The 23,894-nt window shown below is 62.3% G+C and carries 22 protein-coding genes; 15 read left to right on the forward strand and 7 right to left on the reverse strand.

Annotation, left to right across the window (positions count from 1 at the left end; all coding sequences use genetic code 11):
- The first annotated feature begins 3 nt into the window (after positions 1–3).
- The 5 genes from P0M12_RS17300 to P0M12_RS17320 all read left to right on the forward strand — a co-directional run bounded on the left by P0M12_RS17300 (position 4) and on the right by P0M12_RS17320 (position 4,011).
- Positions 4–609 (forward strand): TetR family transcriptional regulator, encoded by a 606-nt coding sequence (locus P0M12_RS17300; protein WP_003945736.1) that lies wholly within the window; start codon positions 4–6, stop codon positions 607–609.
- 55 nt (positions 610–664) lie between these two features.
- Positions 665–2,086: an adenylosuccinate lyase gene (gene purB / locus P0M12_RS17305; RefSeq protein WP_003945775.1), complete on the forward strand. Its 1,422-nt coding sequence runs from the start codon at positions 665–667 to the stop codon at positions 2,084–2,086.
- A gap of 66 nt (positions 2,087–2,152) precedes the next feature.
- Positions 2,153–2,566, forward strand: a complete 414-nt coding sequence (locus tag P0M12_RS17310) for an HIT family protein (protein WP_065456106.1) — start codon at positions 2,153–2,155, stop codon at positions 2,564–2,566.
- Between the two features lie 55 nt (positions 2,567–2,621).
- Positions 2,622–3,395: a DUF1254 domain-containing protein gene (locus P0M12_RS17315; protein WP_277376618.1), complete on the forward strand. Its 774-nt coding sequence runs from the start codon at positions 2,622–2,624 to the stop codon at positions 3,393–3,395.
- A 4-nt stretch (positions 3,396–3,399) separates the two neighbouring features.
- On the forward strand, positions 3,400–4,011 hold the full coding sequence (locus P0M12_RS17320; RefSeq protein ID WP_277376620.1) for a DUF1214 domain-containing protein: 612 nt from the start codon (positions 3,400–3,402) through the stop codon (positions 4,009–4,011).
- Positions 4,012–4,024: 13 nt separating this feature from the next.
- Here P0M12_RS17320 and fes read toward each other — a convergent pair whose 3' ends face one another.
- A complete protein-coding gene (gene fes / locus P0M12_RS17325; RefSeq protein ID WP_070162186.1) occupies positions 4,025–5,260 on the reverse strand; it encodes an enterochelin esterase in 1,236 nt (411 codons plus the stop codon).
- Between the two features lie 66 nt (positions 5,261–5,326).
- Between fes and fepB the strand changes: the two genes are divergently transcribed.
- From fepB to P0M12_RS17340, 3 genes are all read left to right on the forward strand, one after another.
- Positions 5,327–6,322 carry a Fe2+-enterobactin ABC transporter substrate-binding protein gene (gene fepB, locus P0M12_RS17330; RefSeq protein ID WP_037132295.1) on the forward strand — a complete coding sequence of 332 codons (996 nt, stop codon included), beginning with the start codon at positions 5,327–5,329 and terminating at the stop codon, positions 6,320–6,322.
- Between the two features lie 147 nt (positions 6,323–6,469).
- The gene (locus P0M12_RS17335) at positions 6,470–7,747 is read left to right on the forward strand and encodes a histidine kinase (RefSeq protein WP_007734428.1); all 1,278 of its coding nucleotides are present in this window, start codon (positions 6,470–6,472) and stop codon (positions 7,745–7,747) included.
- Entirely contained in the window at positions 7,744–8,406 is a 663-nt protein-coding gene (locus tag P0M12_RS17340) for a response regulator transcription factor (RefSeq protein ID WP_003945911.1), read from the forward strand. Before P0M12_RS17335 ends, P0M12_RS17340 begins: the two co-directional genes overlap by 4 nt.
- Before the next feature lie 96 nt (positions 8,407–8,502).
- On the opposite strand, the gene P0M12_RS17345 is transcribed toward P0M12_RS17340, so the two are convergent.
- Positions 8,503–9,435 (reverse strand): tyrosine-protein phosphatase, encoded by a 933-nt coding sequence (locus P0M12_RS17345; RefSeq protein WP_007734429.1) that lies wholly within the window; start codon positions 9,433–9,435, stop codon positions 8,503–8,505.
- 250 nt (positions 9,436–9,685) lie between these two features.
- Between P0M12_RS17345 and P0M12_RS17350 the strand changes: the two genes are divergently transcribed.
- The 3 genes from P0M12_RS17350 (at position 9,686) to P0M12_RS17360 (ending at position 13,880) form a co-directional block, all read left to right on the forward strand.
- Positions 9,686–10,720, forward strand: a complete 1,035-nt coding sequence (locus tag P0M12_RS17350) for an ABC transporter substrate-binding protein (RefSeq protein ID WP_277376622.1) — start codon at positions 9,686–9,688, stop codon at positions 10,718–10,720.
- 155 nt (positions 10,721–10,875) lie between these two features.
- The gene (locus P0M12_RS17355) at positions 10,876–11,769 is read left to right on the forward strand and encodes a phosphoribosylaminoimidazolesuccinocarboxamide synthase (RefSeq protein WP_003945463.1); all 894 of its coding nucleotides are present in this window, start codon (positions 10,876–10,878) and stop codon (positions 11,767–11,769) included.
- Entirely contained in the window at positions 11,766–13,880 is a 2,115-nt protein-coding gene (locus tag P0M12_RS17360; RefSeq protein WP_075832286.1) for a S9 family peptidase, read from the forward strand. The genes P0M12_RS17355 and P0M12_RS17360 overlap by 4 nt, the downstream gene beginning before the upstream one ends.
- A gap of 44 nt (positions 13,881–13,924) precedes the next feature.
- Here the strand turns inward: P0M12_RS17360 and P0M12_RS17365 are convergent, their stop codons facing one another.
- Complete coding sequence (locus P0M12_RS17365) at positions 13,925–14,614, reverse strand: response regulator (RefSeq protein WP_003945570.1); 690 nt, start codon at positions 14,612–14,614, stop codon at positions 13,925–13,927.
- Entirely contained in the window at positions 14,611–16,197 is a 1,587-nt protein-coding gene (locus P0M12_RS17370) for a sensor histidine kinase (RefSeq protein WP_007734437.1), read from the reverse strand. Before P0M12_RS17370 ends, P0M12_RS17365 begins: the two co-directional genes overlap by 4 nt.
- 119 nt (positions 16,198–16,316) lie before the next feature.
- On the opposite strand from P0M12_RS17370, the gene P0M12_RS17375 reads away from it, so the two are divergent.
- Positions 16,317–17,729, forward strand: a complete 1,413-nt coding sequence (locus P0M12_RS17375; RefSeq protein ID WP_007734438.1) for a C4-dicarboxylate transporter DctA — start codon at positions 16,317–16,319, stop codon at positions 17,727–17,729.
- Positions 17,730–17,857: 128 nt separating this feature from the next.
- Here the strand turns inward: P0M12_RS17375 and P0M12_RS17380 are convergent, their stop codons facing one another.
- From P0M12_RS17380 to P0M12_RS17390, 3 genes are all read right to left on the reverse strand, one after another.
- Complete coding sequence (locus P0M12_RS17380) at positions 17,858–19,081, reverse strand: acyl-CoA dehydrogenase family protein (protein ID WP_054188015.1); 1,224 nt, start codon at positions 19,079–19,081, stop codon at positions 17,858–17,860.
- Positions 19,078–20,355: an acyl-CoA dehydrogenase family protein gene (locus tag P0M12_RS17385; protein ID WP_042920311.1), complete on the reverse strand. Its 1,278-nt coding sequence runs from the start codon at positions 20,353–20,355 to the stop codon at positions 19,078–19,080. The genes P0M12_RS17380 and P0M12_RS17385 overlap by 4 nt, the downstream gene beginning before the upstream one ends.
- Positions 20,356–20,480: 125 nt before the next feature.
- Complete coding sequence (locus P0M12_RS17390; RefSeq protein ID WP_228401916.1) at positions 20,481–21,305, reverse strand: sucrase ferredoxin; 825 nt, start codon at positions 21,303–21,305, stop codon at positions 20,481–20,483.
- A gap of 277 nt (positions 21,306–21,582) precedes the next feature.
- Here P0M12_RS17390 and P0M12_RS17395 point away from each other — a divergent pair, with 277 nt between their 5' ends.
- The 3 genes from P0M12_RS17395 (at position 21,583) to P0M12_RS17405 (ending at position 23,865) form a co-directional block, all read left to right on the forward strand.
- Complete coding sequence (locus P0M12_RS17395) at positions 21,583–22,521, forward strand: iron-siderophore ABC transporter substrate-binding protein (RefSeq protein ID WP_042452648.1); 939 nt, start codon at positions 21,583–21,585, stop codon at positions 22,519–22,521.
- Positions 22,522–22,568: 47 nt separating this feature from the next.
- Positions 22,569–23,066: a glutathione peroxidase gene (locus P0M12_RS17400; protein WP_003945816.1), complete on the forward strand. Its 498-nt coding sequence runs from the start codon at positions 22,569–22,571 to the stop codon at positions 23,064–23,066.
- A 94-nt stretch (positions 23,067–23,160) separates the two neighbouring features.
- Positions 23,161–23,865, forward strand: a complete 705-nt coding sequence (locus P0M12_RS17405; RefSeq protein WP_007734443.1) for a DUF2334 domain-containing protein — start codon at positions 23,161–23,163, stop codon at positions 23,863–23,865.
- The last annotated feature ends 29 nt before the right edge of the window (positions 23,866–23,894 follow it).

Below are 23,894 nucleotides of genomic sequence, written 5' to 3' on the forward strand. Positions count from 1 at the left end.
GTGGTGTCTTCTGCAGCTACGCCCAAGGGCGAACGACGTCGCCAAGCTCTGGTGGCGTCCGCTGCTGAACTTTTGCTGGAGGGCGGGTTCGACGCCGTTCGTCACCGAGCGGTGGCAACCAGAGCTGACCTTCCACTGGCTTCGACGACCTATTACTTCGACTCACTCGACGATCTGATCGCGTGTGCCGTCGAGCTCAACGGCAACGCCGACATGGAAGCGATGCGCGCCAGAGTGGCTGCGGTGACCCAACGTCGGCGGGGCGCGGAATCAACCGTCGAACTGTTGGTCGAGCTGCTGCTCGGAGACGAAGAGAAGCGGCCGGAGAGCCGCGAGCGTTTGATCTCGCGCTACGAACGATTCGTCGCGTGTGCCCGTCATCCCGCACTTCGTGACGTGCAGTTGCGCCTACGAGCCCAGCTCGACGACCTGTTGACCGATGCGCTTCGACGCTCGGGCCGGTCGGCTCCCGAGGGGCAATTGCGCCGTCTTGTCGCGATGGTGGACGGCGCGATGATCACGGCTCTGGGGGAGTACGACCCGGACCCACGGGGGTTGGCCAGGGGAATGCTCTTGGAATCGATCGACGTGATGGCGCCGCCGGTCTAGCTCGGTCTCTATCGGGGGTAACGGCACTGCTTGGCCCCCGTTAGACTGAGGCCTCGTGAGCCGCATCCCGAATGTCCTTGCCAACCGCTACGCCAGCCCGGAGCTCGTTGCTCTGTGGTCTCCCGAGTACAAGATCGTGCTCGAGCGTCAATTGTGGGTGGCGGTGTTGCGTGCGCAGGCAGAGCTGGGCATCGACATTCCGGCCGACGCCATCGACGACTACGAGCGTGTCATCGACAACGTCGACCTCGAGTCCATCGCGGACCGCGAGCGGGTCACCCGCCACGACGTGAAGGCACGCATCGAGGAATTCAACGCACTTGCCGGGCACGAGCAGGTCCACAAGGGCATGACCAGCCGCGACCTCACCGAGAACGTCGAGCAGCTGCAGATCGTGCGTTCTCTCGAACACGTCTACAACCACGGCATCGCCGTCGCCGCCCGTCTGGGTGAGCGCGCTGCCGAGTACTCGTCCATCGTTATGGCCGGCCGCTCGCACAACGTCGCAGCTCAGGCCACCACCTTGGGCAAGCGTTTCGCTTCGGCCGCCGACGAGCTGCTGGTTGCACTGACGCGTCTGCGCCAGCTGATCGACCGGTACCCGCTTCGTGGGATCAAGGGCCCGATGGGGACCGCTCAGGACATGCTCGACCTCCTCGACGGCGATGCGGCCAAGCTCGAGCAGCTCGAAGCGAAGGTTGCGGAGCACCTCGGATTCGCTCACGTGTTGACCAGCGTCGGCCAGGTGTACCCGCGTTCCCTCGACCACGACGTCATCTCCGCGCTCGTTCAGGTCGGCGCGGGACCGTCGTCGTTTGCACACACGATCCGCCTGATGGCCGGCCACGAGTTGGTCACCGAAGGCTTCCAGCCCGGCCAGGTCGGCAGCTCGGCGATGCCGCACAAGATGAACACCCGCTCGTGCGAGCGAGTCAACGGACTTCAGGTGATCCTGCGCGGATACGGCTCCATGGCAGCTGAGCTTGCGGGTGCACAGTGGAACGAGGGCGACGTCTTCTGCTCCGTCGTGCGCCGCGTCGCGCTCCCGGACGCGTTCTTTGCGATCGACGGCATGTTCGAGACCTTCCTGACCGTGCTGATCGAGATGGGCGCGTACCCGGCCGTCATCGAGAAGGAACTGACCAGGTATCTGCCGTTCCTCGCCACGACGCGCGTGCTCATGGCCGCCGTCCGCGCCGGCGTCGGACGCGAGACCGCACACGAGGCGATCAAGGAGAATGCTGTCGCAGTTGCGCTGGCGATGCGTGAAGAGGGCAAGGAGCCCGACCTGCTCGATCGTCTTGCCGCCGACGACCGTTTGCCGCTCGACCGCGTTGCACTCGACGAGGCCCTGGCCGACAAGGCTGCTTTTGTCGGTGCTGCTTCGGCTCAGGTCGATGCCGTTGTCGCCGAGGTGCAGAAACTTGTCGACGCCAACCCCGAAGCTGCGGCGTACGCGCCGTCGCCGATTCTGTAAGGGCTACGCCCCGTGCGCCTTTTCGGTGGTCACCACTACCGAAAAGGCGCACAGGGGTCGAAGACCATGAACTGCATCTTCTGTTCCATCATCGCCGGTGAGGCCGAGGCCAGTGTCGTCTACGACGATGCGAACGTTCTTGCCTTCATGGATATTCGGCCGTTCACATCCGGCCATCTCCTGGTCGTGCCGAAGCGCCATGCCAGTGGATTGTCCACGCTCGATCCCGACGACGGTGCCAGGATCTTCGCCGTCGCGCAGAAGATCGCCGCGGCGATGCGTACCGGATCTCTCCCCGTCGACGGAGTGAATCTGCACCTCTCCGACGGAGCTGTTGCGGGGCAGGAAGTCTTCCATGTTCATCTGCATGTCATTCCGCGAAATCGCGGCGACGGCTTCGGCCTGCGCGCCCTACCTCGCACGCCCAATCGGACAATCCTCGACAGCACGGCTGCCGTCATTCGAGGCGCACTGAACTAGAGGTTCACCCGGTGTGGGTGATTCGCGCCGAGGTTTCTCCCAGCACCATCTGGGTATGGCCGACATCGAACTGACGTATTCCTGCGGACTTGTCCCGAGGGACGGAGAGCTTCCCGCTCGCGAAACCATCGCAACGGTCTTCGACGAGCTCGACTTCCAAACAGCAGTGCAGGCGTACTTGTGGGCCATACCCATCGTGTCCTGGGCTCAGTGGATGGACGTGCATACCAACATCTTCGGAGCAACTGCCTCCGATATCGTCGTCTACCGCTCATATCGTGACCGACTAGGCCTGATCACCGCCAACGCGACGACTCCGTACATCTTGAACTTTTTCGATCTCGGTGCAACGGGGCCGTTGGTGATCGAATTGCCGCCAGGGCCGACCGCCGGGGGCATCGCAGATTTCTGGCAACGAGAATTCGCGGTGCTCGGTGAGATGGGCCCCGATGCAGGCAAGGGTGGCAAGACCCTGGTAGTCGGCCCAGGCCAGAGTGCCGAGGACACAGGCGATTACACCGTTGTCCACTCCCCGATGATGCACATCATGTTCGGCTTCCGCACGCTCGATCCCGACCCGGCGCGCTCGGACGCGTTGGTCGACGCCGTCCGGGTGTACCCGTACTCCGATCGTGAGAATCCGAGTCCGACGCGTCTGGTCTCACCGGACGGCAAGCCCTGGAGCGGAATTCAGCCGCGAGACCTTCGATACTGGGAACTCCTGCACGACATCGTGCAGGACGAACCTGTCGAAGAGCGCGACCGCTTCCCGATGGCGTGGCTTCGGCAGCTGGGGATTGAGAAGGGCAAGCCCTTCGCCCCCGGATGATCGAGTGAGAAAGATCTTGCAACGGGCCGTCGAAGTGGGGGAGGTGTTCGCCCAGGCGAATGCGTTCGTCAAACGCTTCCCCGGTTCGCGCTACTGGCCGGATCGCCAGTGGGACTTGGCGATTGTCCTGGACAACTCAGCTCAGCGAGGGGACAACTACGACGAGTTCTACGAACGCGCGTCGTGGTTCTACGAGGCGGTCACCTTCTCCGAGGCGATGAAGAGTACGACGCCCGGACTCGGGCAGGCATATCTGGGTAGCTACGCCGACGCCGAGGGGCACTGGTTGGACGGAGGAAAGAGTTACACACTCCACGTACCCGCCGATGTCCCGGCAAAGTTGTTCTGGTCCGCGACGGTCTACTCGGTCGACACACGCTGCCTTGTCGACAACCAGCAGGGCCGAGGCGACCGTGGCTCGCGAGATCCCGATCTTGTTGTCAACGAGGACGGTTCGGTGGATCTCTACTACGGACCTACAGCTCCGGTAGGGAAGGAACCCAATTGGGTTCAGACCATTGCGGGTCAGCACTGGTTCTCGTACTTCCGCTTCTACGGACCGCTCGAACCGTATTTCGATCGGACTTGGAAGCTTGGTGACATCGAGCCGGCCTAGAGCGTGGTCTGTCTCACGGACTGCCGATCAGTTCGACAACGGAGTCCAGAAGGACACTGCGCCAGCACAACCAGTCGTGGCCGCCGTCGAAGATCCGACACGATACTTGCGCTCCTGCGGCCTTCAGTGCCTGTGCGACCGCTGCGCTGTGCCCGACCATGTCGGACTCGTGCTTACCTACTTCGAGGACAACGCGTAAACCGTCCGGTACGCCGTCGCGCTCGATCCGTGCGGCTATGTCTCCACCCGGCGGGCCGTCTTCCCCGCGCTTCAATCCGGTTGGCCACCAGAACGAACCGGACCCGCTGGCGACCAGCGCGAAGTGTTCGGGGAATTCGAGTGCTGCGAACATCGAAGCCAGGCCGCCGAAGCTCTGCCCCGAGACCACCGTTCGCGTTCGATCAGACGAGAAGGGTGTGACGGCGCGCACCTGCGGAAGCAGTTCGTCGACGACTGCACTCCAGTAGTCGCGGTTGCACGGCAATTCCTGCGAACGGCGTTGATTGTCAACGGAATCGATGGCCAGCAGAACGCAGGATTTCAGTTTGCCGGTCTGGACCGCACGATCGAACGCGGCGCCTGCCGGCATGACCTCGGCCCAGTGACGCCCGTCGAGAAGTATCACGAGCGGCCGTTCTTCGAGCGGTGTCAATCCGTCGTCCACGGTCTCGTAGATCCACACCGGCCGCTCGACGTCCAAAGTCGAACTAGCCCAGGTGAGCTGTATCGACTTCCTGAAAACTGGAGCATCCCAACCGAACTGGACCGGCGCCGAGGGCATCTCGGCGACGGAACGCCTTGTGTCCACACCTGCGGAAAGCGGATTGAGTGGGTCGGCAATTCGGTGCTCGAGCAACCCCAACCAGCGGGTGCGGCGGGTCGAGTCTTCCTTGCCTGCTCCCGGATAGTCGAACTCGTCGACTACGGACTTCGGTACCGGGATGATGCTGTAACTGCTACGCCAGGTGTTCGAGACTTCGGCGGTGTAGAACCACACCGGACTGTCGCCGAGTCGCTGCATCACGCTGAGTTGTTCTGCGTGATGGTCGGTCAGCGAATTTGCATCCAGGTAAACGCGCTCGACCTCGGTCTCCTCGGGCTGACGCCAGAGGAACGTAACTCGAACAGTCTGTGTATCAATGCTTTCGATGATCGGCGTTCCTTGTTGCACTATCCGATTCCAGGACGTCTCGATGTCGGGCGAGGCTGCGAGGGTAGCGGACAATTCGGTCACCGCCTGAGTTAGCATGAGCACAGCCTAACCTAATTTGATGGGCTTTTGAATTCGAGGAGTGGTCCGCCAGTGGGCGTCACAATGAAAAAATCACGCACCCTGAAGGTGCTCTCCGCAGTCTTGGTGGCAGGGTTCGCCCTCGTCGGTTGTAGTTCTGCGGATGCCGATTCCGATGCTGACTCAGCTGCATCGCAGGGTAATTGGCCGCGTACCGTGGAAACGCCGAAGGGGCCGGTGGAGATCACGTCGAAGCCGGAGAGGATCGTCTCGACCAGTGTGACGCTGACGGGCACGCTGTTGTCGATCGACGCTCCGGTGGTGGCTACCGCATCGACGGGACCGAACACCGACGTCTCGGATGCGCAGGGGTTGTTCACACAGTGGGGCGACATAGCAGAAGAACGCGGACTTGCAGTGTTGCCGATGGGCGGTGCGAACGCGGAATCCGTTCTGGCGCAGAACCCGGACCTGATCGTCGTCTCGGCAACTGGAGGTGACTCCGTCGTCGATCTGTACGAACAGTTCACGGCCATCGCGCCGACAATCGTGGTGGACTACGGCGGAAGTAGTTGGCAGGAAGTCGCCGCTGTGCTGGGTAAGGCGACAGGTCTCGAAGACAACGCGGCGGCCACGGTCGCGAAGTTCGACAGCGCAGTAGAGGCCGCGAAGGCCAAGATCACACTTCCCCCGCAGCCGACCACCGCGCTCGTCTACTACGAGGACGGCAGCGGCGCCAATATCTGGACGCACGAGTCCGGGCAGGCGAAGTTGCTCACGGCGATGGGTTTCACGGTCGCCGACATTCCCGAGTCCGCGAAGAGCAGTGAATCCATGGGTAAGCGCAAGGACATCATTCAGGTCTCGGCGGAGAACCTCTACGACGGTATCGCGGGCAACACCCTGATCCTGGTCAGCGCCGACGACGGTGCGGTGAAAGCGGTCGAGGCACTTCCCCTGTTGGCCCAGCATCCTGCAATTCGTGACCACCATGTCTATGCCGTGGGTCTGGACACCTTCCGTCTCGACTACTACAGCGCAACCAACATGGTGAACCGGTTGGTCGAGCAGTTCAGCTGAGCCATAAGTACTAGGCCTTTCACCTTCAACTAGTGCTTTGGTAGGAGCCGGGAATCGAACATTCCCTTCACGTTCGCCGAATGTGGGACCAAGTGGTGCGCGCATGCCACCATGAACGTCAATCATCGGATGCGGAATGGGGAGTGGATGTTCGACTCGGCTGGTCAGAATGCCCCGGGGCAAGCCCTGGCATCGCGAGGGTGGGGACGTTTCAACCTGAACAACCCGGCCACGGCGGCCGTGATCGTCGGCCTGCTGAGTGTGCCGTGGGTGTTCGGTCTCGCCAGTCTCAAGACTGAACCCGAGACGAGCAATCGAGTGCTGAGCGATCCGGGAACCGTCGTCGGCATCATGGGTTTCCTGACGGTGTTGACCGTTGTGGCGTGTGCGCGCCGGCGGTACCCGATCGCGTACTACCTCCTGACGTTGGCAGGATCCGGCGGATTGATGCTCTTCCTCGGCAGTCGATCGCTGGGGGCCACGCCGCTTTTCTGGTTCGCGATCATGGCAGTGTCCATCCGAGTGACAGGCATGCGCCTGGTCGGACTGCTGGTCCTCGGAATGGCGATGGACGTGATCTTGGCGATGTATCTCACCGAACGGGACGGGCTGACGGTCGCCGAGGTTCAGGTGGGGGAGTTGCCTCACTTGTTCCTCGAACCGGCGGCAAACACCGTCACGAGTTTCCTGGTCGTCGCAGCCATGGGAAAGATTGTCGCGCGCCTGCGAAAACAAGCAGTGGAGAACAGTCAGGCAGTAGCGGATCTGCACCGGGACCGCGAACGCAAGATCGCGAATGCCGTTGTCGCCGAACGGCAGGACATGGCACGTGAACTGCACGACGTCGCTGCCCACCACATGACCGGCATGATCATCCAGGCTCGTGCCGCCGACAAGTTCTTCTCGAGCAATCCCGAACAAGCGCAAGCCCTTCTGGGCGGCGTCATCGAGCAGGGACAGCGGGCCCTCAACAGCTTGCGGCAGATCGTGGGGATACTTCGCCTGGGTGAGGAAGACCCCGATTTCCCGACGCCCATGGTCTCCGACATCGACGAGTTGGTGGACGACTGCAAGCGCACCATCTCGTCGATCTCGTTGGAGAAGGTCGGCCGCTTCGACGACCTGGACAGCGGAGTCCAGTTGACGTGTTACCGCATCGTGCAGGAGGCGTTGTCGAACGTCCTTCGCCATGCGCCGGGTAGCGAGTCCAAGGTGTGTCTGAGTCGAGAAGCCGGTGCGGTGAGGGTACGGGTGGTCAATACTCTCGGGAATGCTCGCCCGGCCTCCGACGGGCAAAACCTCGGAATTGTGGGAATGCGCGAACGCGCGACGCTCATGGGTGGTCAACTGGACGCCGGACCGAATTCGGAAGGTGAGTGGGCTGTGCAGGCACTGGTGCCGGTGAACGGGAGGATCAACGCATGATCGATGTCCTTATTGCAGACGACCAGCAGGTGGTACGGCAGGGGTTCGAGCTGTTTCTCTCCGGTCACCCCGAGATTCGCGTCGTCGGGCATGCCAAGACGGGAGTCGAGGCGTACGAGCAGGTGCGTGCACTGCGACCGGACGTCGTGCTGATGGATATCCGAATGCCGCACGGCGACGGGTTGACTGCGACTCGGGAGGTCCTTGCCGAGTTTCCCGGGACCCGCGTCATCGTGATCACCACGTTCGATCTCGACGAGTACGTTTTCGAGGCGCTCGACAGCGGTGCCGCAGGGTTCTTGCTCAAAGACGCCGATCCCGAAGAGCTCTCGTCGGCAGTGTTGACCGTGGCCGAAGGTGGTTCGGTGCTCTCGCCGAGATTGACGTCGAGACTGATCGTGGAGTTCGCGAGGCGCAAGCCGGCACCGATGTCCACGGCGCGCTCCGGATCGGATCACGGTCTCAGTGCGCGTGAGATGGATGTGGTGCAGTTGCTGTCACAAGGCTTGGGAAACAACGACATCGCAGATTCCCTCAGCCTCGAACAGAGCACGGTGAAGTCGCACATCAGCAACATCTGCAAGAAGCTGCAGGTGCGTACCCGTGTGCAGATCGTCATCTGGGCGTACCGAAACAACGTGATCGCCGTATCGCGCTGACGCACGGGACGCTGCGGCGCATCCGCCGCGGCACGGGCAGAGAAGTACACGTGCCCCGGGTCCGATCCCTCGTCGAACCCGGGGCATCCGTGCCACTCAGCCCAGCAGTTTGGCTTTGAGCGTCATGACAGTCGCCGGGCTCAGACCCAGGCCCTCGGTCAGGTACCGATCGACCGACCCGTAGGTCTGGTCCAACTGGGCGAGACCGGCATCGAGATAGCTTGCCTCGACACCCAACAGAGGCTCCATGTTGACGGCCATCTGTTCGCCCAGGCTCGCCGCGATGCCCGCGCGCGTGGCCTTCATGCCTTCGGCTGTGTACTCGTTGGTCAGCAAGTAGTCGTTCATGATCACCGAGCGGTCGACACCGGCGATACTCAGCAGCAGAAACGACGTCCAGCCGGTGCGGTCTTTGCCTGCGGTGCAGTGGAAGACCTGTGCACCTTCGGTTTCCGCGAGACCTGTGAGCAACTGCGCGAACCCGGCTCGCTCCGTCGCTCCGGTGACGAAGGCGCGGTTCATGTCCTGCATCATCGATCGTGAGTCCTCGGGGGACTTGATCTTCGCGATCATCTCGGCGATGTTCCCGGACAGGATCGGAATGTTCTCGTACGCAACCCCGTCGGGCAAGACATCGGGCTTACTGGCGATCTCGGGTTCCGTGCGCAGATCGTAAACCTTTGTCAGTCCCAGCTTTTCGAGATTGCTCATGTCATCGCCCTTGGGCGTGATCGCGTTCGCGCGGTAGAAGACTCCCTTGTTCACGGGCAGGCCGAAAGTTCCCGAGTATCCGGCGCCGGTGCCTGCGACGTCGCGGAAATTGTCGATCCCGGTCAGCCGCGGCGCATCTGGGGTCTGCTCGGAACTGCCGAGGTTGCTGGATCCGAAATCCAGCGAGCCGAACAGCGGAGCCGAGGGGCCAGGTTCGGCCTGCGCGATCGAGGCGCCGAAACCGGTGATGAGAAAGCTACTGGTCAACGCAATGGCCGCGGCAGACCGTAGTGAGCAGGTACGGGTGGATCGGGACATGTGTGAGCCCTTCGTCGAGCGGAGAGAGTGGCGAGTCGATGAGGTATCGCGAAGGCAAGGTAGCGAGTTCGCGTGTCCGATTCGAGAGGAATCTTGCTTTGCTCCCTCTCAGTGGGAGGCGTGCTGCTGTGAGCGTGGGCGGCTCGGGAGGCGCAGTTCATTCCTCGGGACCTGTGTTTGTGTAAAGGTCCGGTGCCCTGATATTGGTTAGCCTCACCAAATCAATTCCGGAGCGGTCCGGTGCGTTCAGATGGAGTTCAACATGCGGGTTCAAGGTCTGTCGCGGTTTCGCCGCGCAGTGGTGATCGGCGCAGCAGCTGCGCTGGCGGTCGGCGTCGCCGGCTGCAGCAACTCCGAGGAGGCGTCGTCCGAATCGTCGACGACAGCCGCGAGCTCGCAGACCCGTGTCTTCGAGGCACAGAACGGATCCATCGAGATCCCGAGCGACCCGCAACGGATCGTGGCCTGCGGATACGCAGTTCTGCCGCTGATTCAGGCGGGAGCGAACCTGGCAGCAGTATGTGAGTGGACCCGTGAACTCGGCAACATGGACGACAAGACCAAGGCCGCTTACGAAGCTCTGCCGAAGGTCGCGCCCGACGGCAACGTCTCCCAGCTCAACTACGAGGGAATCGTCGCTGCCGAGCCCGATCTGATCATCATGGGCGTTCCCGCTCGAGTCGAAAGCCAGCTGGACATGGCGCAGCTCGAGGCGGCCGCTCCCGTCGTCTTCCTGGGACCGACGGTTCCTGCTGATTGGCGAGTGCTGGGCGAGCAGTTCGCCGATGCCGCGAATGTCTCCGGCAACTACGGCGAGTTCAAGGACGACTACGACGCCAAAACCGCCGAACTGGCCGCGAAGTACAAGGACAAGCTCGGCTCGCTGACCTTCGGCGGCGTGTGCAACGTCTGCAAGCCGGAAGCCGGCACCTTCTCACGCGAGTACGCGTCCTCGTACACGACCAATCTCTTCGACGGACTCGGACTGCAGTTCCCCGGCACCCCCGCAGACCCCGCCGACATCCACGTCGAACAGGTATCCATCGAGAAGATCGGCGAAAATCTCGGAAATGTCGACGTGATCGTCTACGGCCTCAATGCCGACGGCTCGATGTCTCCGCAGTTGCAGGAGCTGGTCAATTCCGAGCTGTGGAAGGAATTGCCCGCAGTGAAGGCCGGCAACGTCGTCCAGGTCCAGCATTCGCTGGCCGCGACCTATCAGACGGCTCTTCTGACGCTGGATTCGATCGACGAGGGCCTGTCGAAGCTGCCCGCAAACCAGTAGTTCATCGACTGTGACGGTGGCCTCTCGCCTGCTGGCGAGGGGCCACCTGCATATCCGGATGAGCAGGGCGGACAGCTCTCCGATCGGCGAGGACGCTTACCTGTCCCGGCTACCGGGGTTCTGTACGAACTGCGAACGCCCGATAGGGTGACCGGGTGCGTCCTACACTTGATTCCTACACTCATCTGGCCGGTGGCAAGGTCCGTGACCTTTACACGATCGACGACGAGCATCTGCTGCTTGTCGCGAGTGATCGGATCTCGGCCTACGACCACGTGCTCAGCACGCCGATCCCGGACAAGGGTCGCGTGCTCACCGCGATGAGCGTGTTCTTCTTCAACGTCCTCGGTGGCACCAACCACCTGGCCGGCGAGCCCGACGACGATCGCATCCCGGAAGAGGTTCTCGGCCGCGCTCTCGTGGTGCGCTCCCTCGACATGGTTCCCGTCGAATGCGTCGTTCGTGGCTTCCTCACCGGCTCCGGCTTGGTCGACTACAACAACACCGGCGCAGTGTGCGGCGTCGCGTTGCCCGAGGGCCTCGTCGAGGCCTCGCGTCTGCCCGACCCGATCTTCACCCCGGCGTCCAAGGCGGCTCTCGGGGATCACGACGAGAACATCAGCTTCGATCAGGTAGTGGAGAAGGTCGGCCAGAAGCTGGCAGTGCAGCTTCGCGAGGACACTCTCGACGTCTATGCCCGCGCCTCCAACTTCGCAGCCGATCGCGGAATCATCCTTGCCGACACCAAGCTCGAATTCGGTCTCGACTCCGCTGGAAACCTCGTGCTCGCCGACGAGGTGCTCACCCCCGACTCGTCGCGCTACTGGCCTCTCGAAGGCTACGAAGCGGGCAAGGTGCAGCCCAGTTTCGACAAGCAGTTCGTGCGCGACTGGCTCACGAGCCCTGAATCCGGCTGGGACCGTAGCTCGGACACGACACCGCCGCCGTTGCCGCAGGAGATCGTCGACGCGACCCGGGCACGCTACATCGAGGCGTACGAGCGCATTTCCGGTCTGTCCTTCGACGATTGGGTCGGTCCCAGCGCATGAGCCTGATCCCGCCGGTCGCAAAGAAGGTCCCCACCGAACGTACCCATCACGGACACACGTTCGTCGATGACTACGAGTGGCTGCGGGACAAGGACAACGCCGAGGTAGTCGCATACCTCGAAGCCGAAAACGCGTACACCGACGAGCAGACGGCCGCGCTCGAGCCGTTGCGCGAGAAGATCTTCCAGGAGATCAAGTCGCGGACGCAGGAAACCGACATGTCGGTGCCCACTCGCATGGGTAAGTGGTGGTACTACTCGCGCAGCGTGGAAGGCAAGTCGTACACCGTCCAGTGCCGGTGCCCCATCGCCGGTGAAGACGACTGGACTCCGCCCGACCTGACGCCCGGCGTCGAGCTGGCCGACGAGCAGATCCTCATGGACGGCAACGTCGAAGCCGAAGGGCACGAGTTCTTTTCGCTCGGCGCGTTCTCCATCAGCGAGGACGGCACGTTGCTCGCGTACTCGGTGGACATCGTCGGCGACGAGCGGTACACCCTGCGGTTCAAGAACCTCGAGACCGGTGAGATGCTCGCCGACGAGATTCCCGATACCGCGCCTGGCGCCACCTGGGCGATCGACCACAGTCACGTCTTCTACATGACGGTCGACGACTCCTGGCGTCCGGACACGGTGTGGCGTCACAAGCTGGGAACGCCGCAGAGTCAAGATGTTTCGGTGTTCCACGAGCCCGACGAACGGTACTGGGTTTCGGTGGGGTCCACCCGCAGCGAGAAGTACCTGATGATCTGGGTCGGTTCCAAGGTGACCAGCGAAGGCTGGATGCTGGAATCGGCGAACCCGGAAGGCGAATTCCGCGTCATCATCCCGCGTCGCGAGGGCGTCGAGTACGGGGCCGAGCACGCCGTGATCGGGGGAGAGGACCGCTTCCTGATCCTCCACAACGACGTCGTCGACGGCATCAAGGCAGAGAACTTCGTGTTGGTGGAAGCTCCCGTGTCGGATCCGACGAACATGACGACGCTGATCGAGCACAGCGCAGACGTTCGTCTGGAAGAAGCCGAAGCCTTTGCCGGACACCTCGTCCTGAGCTACCGCCGCGAGGCGCTCACTCGGGTTGCCGTGTGGCCGTTGACGGATGACGGCTACGGCGAACGTCACGAAATCGACTTCGACGAAGAACTCTTCAGCATCGGCATGGGGTCCAACCCGGAATGGGCGCAGCCCACCATCCGGCTCGGATTCACCTCATTCATCACTCCCGGGCAGGTGTACGACTACTACGTCGCCAGTGGTGAACTGGCACTGCGTAAGTCGCAGCCCGTTCTCGGAGACTTCGATGCGAGTAACTACGAGCAGCGTCGCGACTGGGCAGTAGCCGACGACGGAACCCGCATTCCGCTCTCGATCGTGAGGCGCGTAGGTGCGCCGGAAGGTCCCGCGCCGCTGCTGTTGTACGGCTACGGTTCCTACGAGGCGAGCATCGACCCGTCGTTCTCGGTTGCCCGCTTGTCGTTGCTCGATCGCGGCGTCGTCTTCGTCGTCGCACACGTGCGCGGCGGCGGCGAGATGGGCCGTCACTGGTACGAAAACGGCAAGACGCTCACCAAGAAGAACACCTTCACCGATTTTGTCTCTTGCGCAAAGCATTTGATCGACACCGGCGTCACATCGGCCGACCGGATGGTTGCCGACGGCGGTAGTGCAGGTGGATTGCTGATGGGCGCTGTCGCCAACATCGCTCCGGAACTGTTTGCCGGCATTCTCGCCAACGTTCCGTTTGTCGACCCGTTGACGTCGATTCTCGATCCGTCGCTGCCGTTGACGGTCATCGAGTGGGACGAATGGGGAGATCCGCTGCACAACAAGGACGTCTACGACTACATGCGCTCGTACAGCCCGTACGAGAACGTGGAAGCCAAGGACTATCCCGCCATTCTTGCGATCACGAGCATCAACGACACCCGTGTTCTGTACGTGGAGCCGGCCAAGTGGGTCGCAAAACTGCGCGCCACCAAGACCGGTGATGCTCCGCTACTTCTCAAGACCGAGATGAGCGCCGGACACGGCGGTGTCAGCGGTCGCTACGAGAAGTGGAAAGAGGTCGCGTTCGAGTTCGCCTGGGTGCTGGACACCGTGGGTGCGAACTAGCTCCGGTGTCAATCGGGTTCGGTGACTGTCAGGTTCTGTGTCAATCAGGTTCTGCGGTAACGAACCTGAGGGCGCCCAGCGCGCCCGTACTCGGTCTCCCGGGTGAGCATGCCGTCGTCTGCCAGCTTTTCCAGGTAGCGCCAGGCTGTCACCCGGGACACGCCGACCGAGGCTGCCACCTCTGCAGCGGTCACGGGTCCCTCAGAATCCCGGACAGACGCTGCGACGAGTCCGAGTGTTTGAGACGCAAAGCCTTTCGGTGCCGCTGCTCGATCGTCGGACGTTCGTAGCGCAGACATCGCGCGGTCGATGTCGTGTTGACTGACCGCAGACTCTCCAGCGGGAAGCGCTGCACGATATTCGAGGTAGCGCTCGAGCTTGTCGCGGAATGCTGCGAAAGTGAACGGCTTGAGAAGATAGAGGACGATCCCGCGAGCCACGGCGCTTCGGACCACCTCCAGATCGCGCGCCGAGGTAACCGCGATGATGTCCGGACTGGGCCGCAAACCGCCCAGGGCGGAAGCCACGTCGAGACCGCTGGCGTCGGGCAACCCGATGTCGAGCAGGACCAGGTCGATGGGCTGGTCGGTGGCGTTGGCCGCCGTAACTGCACGCACGGCGGCGTTCCCGGAATGAACCACGCCGTGGACCACGAATTCCGGCACACGCTCGACGTACGAACGGTGCGCCTGGGCGATCAACGGTTCGTCGTCGACTATCAGCACACGGATCATCGCGGTGCTTCCGCCTCGCGCAGCGGGATACGGACAACCAGCATGGAGCCCATCGCCGGCTCGCTGGTGAGCGTGCCGCCGTGCCGTTTCACAACTTGAGAGACCAGTGCGAGACCGAGTCCGCGAGAGCCGGATTTTGTGGAGTAGCCACGGCCCTTGGCCTTTTCGAGTGCTTCGGGTGTCATTCCCGGGCCGCTGTCGGCGACGGCAACAACCATCATCGAATCCTCTTCCATTACCGTCACTTCCACCCACGGAGACTCGCTCGCGCGCGATGCGTCAATAGCATTGTCCACGAGATTGCCGACCAGCGTGACCAACTCGCGTGCATTGAGCGAAGGAACCGGACCGAGCGCGGTGTCTTCGGTGATGGTCAGGTCGACCCCGCGTTCGGCCGCTTCACTCATTTTCCCGAGCAGCAGTGCGGCGAGCGCCGGCTCGTGGACCGCATTCATCAGACGATCTATCAACTGTTGGGACACTCGCAATTCATTGGTGGCGAAGGCCACTGCGTCTTCGTTCCGGCCCAACTCGACCATCGTGATGATCGTGTGAAGACGATTTGCACTCTCGTGGGCTTGCGATCGAAGCGACTCGGCAAAACTGCGTACCGAATCCAATTCCCCGAGTACGTTCTGCAATTCGGTGTGATCGCGAATTGTCAGCACGGTGCCAATTCTGTTGCCCTCCCACTCAACCGGGTGTTGGTTGACCACCAGCACACGCTTGTCGGTGAGGTGCACTTGATCCTTCGCGGGAGAGGCGTCGTCGACTCGCATGGTCTCGGGGATGGACGAAAGTGGCACGGGCCCGTCCGGTAGATCGAGGAGGCGACGCGCTTCGTCGTTGACGATATCCACTCGCGCATCTCTGCTTCGGCCTCGCCCGATCACCACCAGACCCTCACCGATGCTGTGCAGGACGGCGTCGTGGTGTTCGTACATGGTGCGCAGTTCATCCGGCGCCATCCCCAGGGTCTGTCGCCGGATACGCCGACTCACCAGAAGTGAACTCAGGAGGGCGGCAAGAAGACCGCCGCCGGCAACGAACAGGATGACCGGAACACTTTGGGCGAACTGCTTGCTGATCTGCTCGCGGGTGACACCGGCAGAAACCAGACCGACCAGGGTTCCGCCGGAATCGTAAACAGGAGTGACTGCGCGGATCGACGGCCCCAGCGACCCGGCGTACGTCTCTGTGAAGGTCACGCCGGCAAGTGCGCGGTCGATGTTCCCGGTGAAGAGTTGACCGATCAGCTCCGGGCTCGTGTGGGTGAACCGAGTGCGATCAGGCGCCATCACCACGATGAAATCGACGCCGGTTGCCTGTCGGATCTTCTCGGTCTGTGGTTGCAGAATCGCGGTCGGGTCCGGACTCGTCAGGGCTGCCGCCGTCGAATCCGACAGGGCGAGAGTCTGCGCTATCGAGCTCACCTGCCTGCGGATCGCGTCGTCGCTGTCTCGGCGTTCGTCGACAACTGCGAGCGCGGCTCCCACACCGATGACCAGCGCCAACAACGCCAACTGCAGGAGCAGGATCTGCCTGGCGACGCTCATACGTCGGCCGGTCTTTCGTTCGACCATCGAGCGCCTCCTGAACGTAATGAACACAAACTTCCGGGCCCACCTGTTTGCAACAAGAATTCTCCACGACTCGAAGTGATCCCGATCACTTCACAGATATCCGATCCAAAGGACACCCCATGAGCAGCACGGCAACAGGGACAGTAGACGGTTCCCCACAGCCCGAGGGCACCAAGGCAAAGCGCGACAAGACGCATTGGCTCTACATGAGCGTCATCGTCGCGGTCATCGGAGGCATCCTCGTCGGTTGGCTCGCACCCGAGTTCGGTAAGTCCGTCGGTGTACTCGGCACGTTGTTCGTCAGCCTGATCAAGATGATGATCAGCCCGGTCATCTTCTGCACCATCGTGCTCGGCATCGGCTCGGTTCGAGCGGCGGCCAAGGTCGGCAAGGTCGGCGGCCTCGCACTCGCCTACTTCATCGGGATGTCCACCATCGCACTCGCGATCGGCCTGGGCGTCGGCAACCTGCTCAACCCGGGCAGTGGCCTGAACATCACGCCCAATGCGGCCTCCGTGGCCAAGCTTGCAGATCAGGCCCACAGCGCGGGCGGTACCTGGGACTTCATCGCGTCCATCATTCCGACGTCGATGCTGTCCTCTCTCACAGCCGGCAGCGTGCTGCAGACTCTGTTCGTCGCCCTTCTGGTCGGCTTCGCGATCCAGTCGCTCGGCAAGTCGGGTGAACCGATCCTCAAGGCCGTCGGATACATCCAGAAGCTCGTGTTCAAGATCCTGACGATGATCCTCTGGCTCGCCCCGATCGGTGCTTTCGGTGCCATCGCCAGCGTCGTCGGCCAGACCGGTTTGAACGCCGTCGTCCAGCTCGGAACCCTGATGATCGGCTTCTACCTGACCTGCCTGATCTTCGTTTTCGGTGTTCTCGGAACGCTGCTGCGCGCGGTCACCGGATTCAACATCTTCAAGCTGGTCAAGTACTTGGCCCGTGAGTACCTGCTCATCTTCGCCACGTCGTCCTCCGAATCGGCACTGCCGCGTCTGATCGCCAAGATGGAGCACGTAGGCGTCGAGCGCACCACGGTGGGCATCGTCGTTCCCACCGGCTACTCGTTCAACCTCGACGGCACCGCGATCTACCTGACGATGGCCTCGATCTTCATCGCCGACGCCATGGGACAGCCGCTCGGTTTCGGTGAACAGCTCTCGCTGCTGGTGTTCATGATCATCGCCTCCAAGGGCGCTGCCGGAGTCAGCGGCGCCGGTCTGGCCACGCTGGCCGGCGGACTGCAGAGCCATCGCCCCGAGCTTCTCGACGGCGTCGGACTCATCGTCGGAATCGACCGCTTCATGTCGGAAGCGCGAGCGATCACCAACTTCTCGGGCAATGCGGTTGCGACTCTCCTGGTCGGCGCCTGGACCAAGACGATCGACAAGGAACGCGTCGTCGAGGTACTCGACGGGAAGATTCCGTTCAACGAAGCCACGATGCTCGACGACGAGGACGAAGAAGAGCAGCACAAGCTCGAAACGGCTCCGACCGGCACCAAACAGTCGTTCGTGAGCCATCACTAGAAACGTCCGCTCTGCTGAACGTTTGACTGCGCTGCAGGCGCGGAACCCGATCTACGATCAGTGATCCTGGTCGTAACGATGAAAGAGACCGCCGCACCAACCGTGCGACGGTCTCTTTCTGTTCGTGGCTAGGTGTACCAGGTCGGTTCGGGAATCTCGCCGGTCAGAAAACGACTACCGACTTCACGGCGCTTGTACGCGAGCGGATCGTGAAGGGTATGCGTCCGGATGTTGCGCCAGTAGATGTCCAGGCCGACGTCGTTGGACGTGGCTCGGGCACCGGTCAGCTCGAAGATTTTGTTGCTGATCTCCAAGGAGACGTCGGCGGCGCGAAGTTTTGCGGCCGCGATGCGTACGGCGAGGTCGCCGCGAGCCTGCTCGGTGAGGTTTTCGCGAGCGTCGTGGAGCACGGCGTCGGCCTCACGGCTGACCTGATCCACGAAGGCCTCCGCTGCCCACAGCTTGGATTGCAAGTCGCCGTAGCCCTCACGGAGGTACCACTCGTCGGTTGCGATTTCGCGGTTGTCACCGCCGTACGGCCATGGGCGCGTACGGGTTCGGGTGTACTCGGCGGCAGTGTCCAGTGCGCCACGAGCGATCCCGAGGTAGAAGTTGGCGAACACGATCTCGATCGCCGGGAAGTTCAGGGTGTTGTAGACCAGAGGTTGGAATTCCTTGTCGACAAAGCCTGCCGCACTTGCCCAGTCGACCTCGACGTCGTTGATCTCGACACTGCCGGAATCGGTGAGGCGCTGCCCGAGATTGTCCCAATCACCGCGGAAGACTATGCCGTCCTGAGCAGTCGGCACGATTGCGAACACATGCGTCGCAGTTCCGTCGATGATTCCTTCGAGCACAGTGAGGTCGGTGACTCGGCCGCCGGTGGAAAACGACTTCACACCGTTGAACACCAGGGTGTCTCCGCGGTCCGCGACGGTGAGGTCGGTGTCTCGAGGGTTGACCGCGCCGCCGAAGAAGAATCGGTTGCTCGTGTACAGCTCCTCGACAGCGGAGATCTGCGGATCGGTTCCGACCAATCTGGCTGCCCATGCCCACAGGTAGTGGTATCCGAGCAGTTGTCCGATGGAGCCGTCGGCGCGGGCGATCTCCCGAACCACCTTGTAGGCGGTCTCCCATCGCTGCCCGCCGCCGCCGAACTCGACCGGGCCCAGGAGCGTCACAAGACCACTGTCCTTGAGCAGCTGAACTTCTCGGAACGGTGGTTCGCCGGCTCGGTCGCGGGCGAGTGCGTCGGCGGCAAGGATGTTGCTCACCTCGCGAGCCCGGTCGATCCAGCCTTCGGATGTGTCGGGAACGCCGACGAAGACTTCGGTTTCACTGGTCACGGTCATGCCTGTTCATCCTTTTCGGTCGGTGCGGTCCCGATGGCCCACACGTAAATCGGTTCGGTTCCGTTGATTTCGTAGTCGCCGACAACTTTGGATTTGAAGACGACCGGATTGTGGCTGGCGACGGTGCGGGCGTTGCGCCAGAATCGATCGAGATCGAGGTCGCGGCTGACTCCGGAGGCACCGAGTGCGTCGAAGATCTTGGCCGTGGCCGGCACGACGAGTCCGATCGAGGCGACTTGCCCTCGCCCCGAATCGATTTCGGCTGCGATGTTGGCGGCCTTCTCTTCCTCCGGCGAGCCGGAGAATGCGGCTTCGTAAGCCCATTGGGACGACTGTGCTGCGTGCAGTGCAACGGCCTCGGCTGCAAAGGCAGCAGAGGACACCTCGCCGACAACTTGCTGGATCTGCGAATCCTGCGCGTATCTCGGAGCGTTGCCGTGACTGAAGGTTCGAGTACGAGAGGCAACTCGACGAGAGATCTCGATCGTAGCAGCCTTGGCGATGCCGGCGAGAGTGGCGAGGTGGAACAATTGGTAGAACGCGGTCTGGTATTTGAATCGTGTCGAGAAGTCGAAGATGTTCTCCGGCTGTACAATTGCGTCCTCGTAGACGGACGAACCGGAGCCAGTCGTCTGCTGACCGAACCCGTTCCAATCGTCACTGTGTGTGACACCGGGTTGTCTCGCCTCGACCGCCGCGATCACGAATGCGCCGGTGTCGGTGCGCTGCGAGTACAGGTCGATCCAGTCGGCGAAGATGGAACCCGTGCTGTAGAACTTTGCCCCGTTCGCCAGGAAATGGTCGGCATCGGGTGCGGGCGAGACCTTGGTATTGGCTTCGCCCAATGCAACGTCGCCGATTTCGGTCCATGCGTTGCCGACCAACTGTCCCTCCGCGAAGCGTCGGAGCCAGATGTCACGCTCCGGGTCGGGGTCGGCGACCAGTCGGTCTTCGACAAACGCGAAATGTCCGCGCAGGGCCTGGGTGATATTGGAATCGGCGCTCGACAGCTCGACTAGTAAGCGGATCAATTGCGGGATGCTCGCACCCGATCCACCGTGTGTTGTCGGCACCCGAACGGCGCCGAAGCCTGCATTCTTGAGCGCGTCGATCTGTTGGAAGGGAAGCACGTGATCGCGTTCGCGTTCGACGACGCCTTGTGCGATGTCCGCGAAGATCGGACGGAATTTCTCTGCCAGTGTTTCGTAGTCGACCTCACTTTTGATCGGATCAGCAGACCGGGGTACGGCATTCGGCGTCAGTGCGGTGGTCATGGGAAGAATGCAAGCTGTAAACACCAGGGGCGTCGATCCTTCATCGCGACCTGATTCGAAGTGTTGTCAGTCAGCGCAAATCTCGGTTCGATGGCCTGCCGGGCACTCTTGTCGAAATCGAGTGGTCAGTGGGGTTGCTCGCGAACGTGCTCGACGGTCCATCCGCTCCATTCGACGGTCCCTCCGGCACCACAATCATGTCGGAACGGCAGCCCTGGAGGACCGGAGCGAACGACGACGCGAAAGTCTCTCCCCTCCAACCGAAGATCGACAGTCGTGTGTTCTCCGTCGACACTCTCGCTGATGCTCTCGAGTGCGTCCGTGGCGACGATGTCGGTGGCGCGTCGGACAGCATGTTCGGCTGCCTGAGCGGTCTGTGACAGTGCCGCCCGGCCGCGCAGGTGCAGCAGCTCCAATTCTCCGGCTTGGTATTTTTCGGCTGCATCGATTGCGGAGTTGCCGTCCAGTCGGCTGAAATAGACTGCGGCGGGCCACGCAATCATGTTGGCCGCGAAACGATCTCCGCCGATGTGACTGCATTCCCACACATCTGCGATCTGTGCCGCGTTCAGCGCCGACACGACCGGGCGGCCGAGTTCCGCGCAGCACGCATCCTTCTTTCCATGTGTGCAGACTGCGAAGAGCGGTTCCGTGCGGGGGCGGCCGAAGTCGGGTTCCGCTCCGGTGGCCATCGATTCGAACGGCAGTACCGACAGGTCCTCGTATCGGTCGACCGCCCCTTCCCGCATCCATTGGCGTGTGCCGTCCGTCCAGGCGAGTACACACGTCGGGGTGAGCACCCGGCGGTTGCGGGTCCGCCGGATCACCACGACACGGATACGGCCCTGCGCTGCGTAGATCTTTTCGGTGAGCGCGACGGGGAGAACGTCGTCAGGGGCGGACGCCGGCCAGGGGCCGGGGTGCTCGATCAATACCCACAGATGTGTCATTCCGGCGCGACCGACCATAGGTTCGCCGGCGGTCGACGACTGCCGTGTACAGGCGTGAGGGCGTCGACTGGTTTGCGGATTGGCGACAAATTCCGAAAGGCACTGCATAGATCCTTTCCCCAGGACACCGTCACTGTGGCAGGGGAGGGAAGACATGATGAGGCTCCAGTCTCGTAGGTTAGGCTCACCAGACTATTGGATGGTGAATCCTTTGCTCAGCCGCGGTGAATGCACGTGGCTGTGACGGTCGGAAGCAGTCGGTAACAGGAGTTTGTGAATGAAACGCAGTAACTCGCGGACGAAGTACATGCTGGGTGGTTTTGTCCTCGCCGCCATAGTGGCAACGACAACGGCGTGTGGCAGTGACGACAAGACGGATACCGGCAGTCAGTCTGCCGACACCGTGCACGCGGTCACCCACGCCCGCGGAACTACCGACGTACCGACGGATCCGCAGCGAGTTGTCGTGCTCGAGCCGGTTCAGCTCGACACGTCGGTAGCGCTGGGCGTGATTCCCGTGGGCACCGCGGTACTCAGCGAGACGACCGGCGTTCCGGCGTACCTCGGTGAGAAGGCGGCGGAGATCGAGATGGTCGGAACCGTCGCGGCACCGAACCTCGAGAAGATCGTCGCACTGAGCCCGGACCTGATCATCGGAACGGAATCGCGGCACGGTGATCTGTACGAGCAGCTCGCTGCCATCGCACCGACCGTCTACATGGCAACTCAGACCGATCCGTGGCAGGACAACGTCCAGTTCGTCGCAGAGGCGTTGAACAAGACCGATCAGGCAGGTGAACTGCTCGGTGACTACACGGCACGCTGCGAGGAAGTGGCGAGCAAGCACAGCACCGAGGGCAAGACTGCTCAGCTGATCCGCCCACGCGACGACGTTCTGACGCTGTACGGACCCACGTCGTTTGCCGGAAGCACTCTCGAATGTGCTGGACTCACGATTCCCGCACGCGACTGGGAGAACTCGATCTCGGTCGACCTCTCCCCGGAATTCGTCTCCGGAGCCAACGCCGACCTCATCCTGGTCACCTCCGCGAAACCGGCCGATGCCGGCACGATGCCGAAGGCCGTGGCCGACAACGCCGGATTCTTCCCGAACCCGCATCTGGTGGACATGTCCTACTGGATCACCGGCGTCGGACCGCTCGGCGGCCTCACCGTTCTGGACGACCTCGATCGCATTCTCGGAGCGTCGAATTAGCAGTGCGCGAAGGAGCAGTGCGTGAGAGAGTCGCTAAGTTGGAGCCTATGACAACTCCAGTACAGAACATCGCGATCAACACCCTCGGTGGCGTGCCCACCTCTTTGGGTGAATACGACGGCCGCGCCGTCCTCGTGGTCAACGTCGCGTCCAAGTGTGGACTGACCCCGCAGTACTCGGCGCTCGAGAAGCTGGCCAGCGAGTACGCCGATCGCGGTCTGACCGTGATCGGTATCCCGTGCAACCAGTTCATGGGGCAGGAACCGGGTACCGCCGAAGAGATCGAGACGTTCTGCTCCACTACCTACGGCGTCACGTTCCCGCTTCTCGAGAAGATCGAGGTGAACGGCGAAAACCAGCATCCGCTGTACGCCGAGCTCACCAAGGCGGCCGACGCCGAAGGCGCTGCGGGAGACATTCAGTGGAACTTCGAAAAGTTCCTGATCGGACCGGACGGCACCGTCGTCAACCGCTTCCGTCCGCGGACCGAGCCTGACGCACCCGAGGTTGTCGCCGCGATCGAAGCTGCGCTTCCCAAGAACTAGAGGCTCCCAAGAACCAGTAGGTGCGCTGAAAACTGCCGCCGGATGATCATCCGGCGGCAGTGTGCTGTTCACCCACAGCTGCCACTATCGGAGTATGTCCGCAGAACTGATCGTGTCGGTATCCGGAATCAGAGACGAGACATGTTATCTCGCTGCCGGATTCGCAGACGAGATGGACACTCGAGGTGTCCGCTTGTCGCTCCTGGTGGCGCCGCGACTGAAGGACAAATACCGACTGGCCGACGACGCGGTGACGACGGCTTGGCTGCGTGAGCGTCGCGAGCACGGCGATGCCATCGTTCTGCACGGCTACGACCAGGCCGCGACCAAGCGTCGCCGAGCCGAGTTCGCCACTCTGTCGAAGCACGAAGCGAAACTGCGACTACTCGCTGCGGACCGCGTTCTCGAGCATGCAGGCCTTCGGACCCGGGTGTTCGCACCGCCGCGCTGGGTGGCATCGCCCGGTGCCATGTCGGTGTTGCCGGAGACGGGCTTTCGCACGATGGCAGGCCTCGGGGCAGTACATGATCTGACCCGCGGAACCTTGCAACGGGGAAGGGTTTTCGGGATCGGCGAAGGCTTCAAGGCCGAGCCGTGGTGGTGTCGCGCATTGGTTCTCGGAGCCGGGCGTGCCGCCAAACGTGGGGGACTGGTCAGATTGTCGATCACGGCCAAGCAGTTGGGAAACGAGGGCCCACGTCAGGCCGTCCTCGACGCCGTCGACCTTGCCCTCTTCCACGAAGCCGACTCGCAGGTGTATCGGTGGAACTCCCCGTCTCAGGAGCTCGGCGCTGCCTGAATTCGGCAGTTGGCAACTATTTGATAGCT

The sequence above is a fragment of the Rhodococcus sp. RCBS9 genome, from assembly GCF_029457415.1.
Classification (GTDB): domain Bacteria; phylum Actinomycetota; class Actinomycetes; order Mycobacteriales; family Mycobacteriaceae; genus Rhodococcus_F; species Rhodococcus_F qingshengii.

Coding starts and splice junctions, on each gene's coding strand:
- P0M12_RS17395 (WP_042452648.1), top strand. CDS start 21,583: ATGAAACGCAGTAACTCGCGGACGAAGTACATGCTGGGTGGTTTTGTC.
- P0M12_RS17310 (WP_065456106.1), top strand. CDS start 2,153: ATGAACTGCATCTTCTGTTCCATCATCGCCGGTGAGGCCGAGGCCAGT.
- P0M12_RS17405 (WP_007734443.1), top strand. CDS start 23,161: ATGTCCGCAGAACTGATCGTGTCGGTATCCGGAATCAGAGACGAGACA.
- P0M12_RS17335 (WP_007734428.1), top strand. CDS start 6,470: ATGTTCGACTCGGCTGGTCAGAATGCCCCGGGGCAAGCCCTGGCATCG.
- P0M12_RS17340 (WP_003945911.1), top strand. CDS start 7,744: ATGATCGATGTCCTTATTGCAGACGACCAGCAGGTGGTACGGCAGGGG.
- P0M12_RS17390 (WP_228401916.1), bottom strand. CDS start 21,305: ATGACACATCTGTGGGTATTGATCGAGCACCCCGGCCCCTGGCCGGCG.
- P0M12_RS17370 (WP_007734437.1), bottom strand. CDS start 16,197: ATGGTCGAACGAAAGACCGGCCGACGTATGAGCGTCGCCAGGCAGATC.
- P0M12_RS17345 (WP_007734429.1), bottom strand. CDS start 9,435: ATGTCCCGATCCACCCGTACCTGCTCACTACGGTCTGCCGCGGCCATT.
- P0M12_RS17380 (WP_054188015.1), bottom strand. CDS start 19,081: ATGACCGTGACCAGTGAAACCGAAGTCTTCGTCGGCGTTCCCGACACA.
- P0M12_RS17365 (WP_003945570.1), bottom strand. CDS start 14,614: ATGATCCGTGTGCTGATAGTCGACGACGAACCGTTGATCGCCCAGGCG.
- fes (WP_070162186.1), bottom strand. CDS start 5,260: ATGCTAACTCAGGCGGTGACCGAATTGTCCGCTACCCTCGCAGCCTCG.
- P0M12_RS17385 (WP_042920311.1), bottom strand. CDS start 20,355: ATGACCACCGCACTGACGCCGAATGCCGTACCCCGGTCTGCTGATCCG.
- fepB (WP_037132295.1), top strand. CDS start 5,327: ATGAAAAAATCACGCACCCTGAAGGTGCTCTCCGCAGTCTTGGTGGCA.
- P0M12_RS17350 (WP_277376622.1), top strand. CDS start 9,686: ATGGAGTTCAACATGCGGGTTCAAGGTCTGTCGCGGTTTCGCCGCGCA.
- P0M12_RS17360 (WP_075832286.1), top strand. CDS start 11,766: ATGAGCCTGATCCCGCCGGTCGCAAAGAAGGTCCCCACCGAACGTACC.
- P0M12_RS17315 (WP_277376618.1), top strand. CDS start 2,622: ATGGCCGACATCGAACTGACGTATTCCTGCGGACTTGTCCCGAGGGAC.
- P0M12_RS17400 (WP_003945816.1), top strand. CDS start 22,569: ATGACAACTCCAGTACAGAACATCGCGATCAACACCCTCGGTGGCGTG.
- P0M12_RS17375 (WP_007734438.1), top strand. CDS start 16,317: ATGAGCAGCACGGCAACAGGGACAGTAGACGGTTCCCCACAGCCCGAG.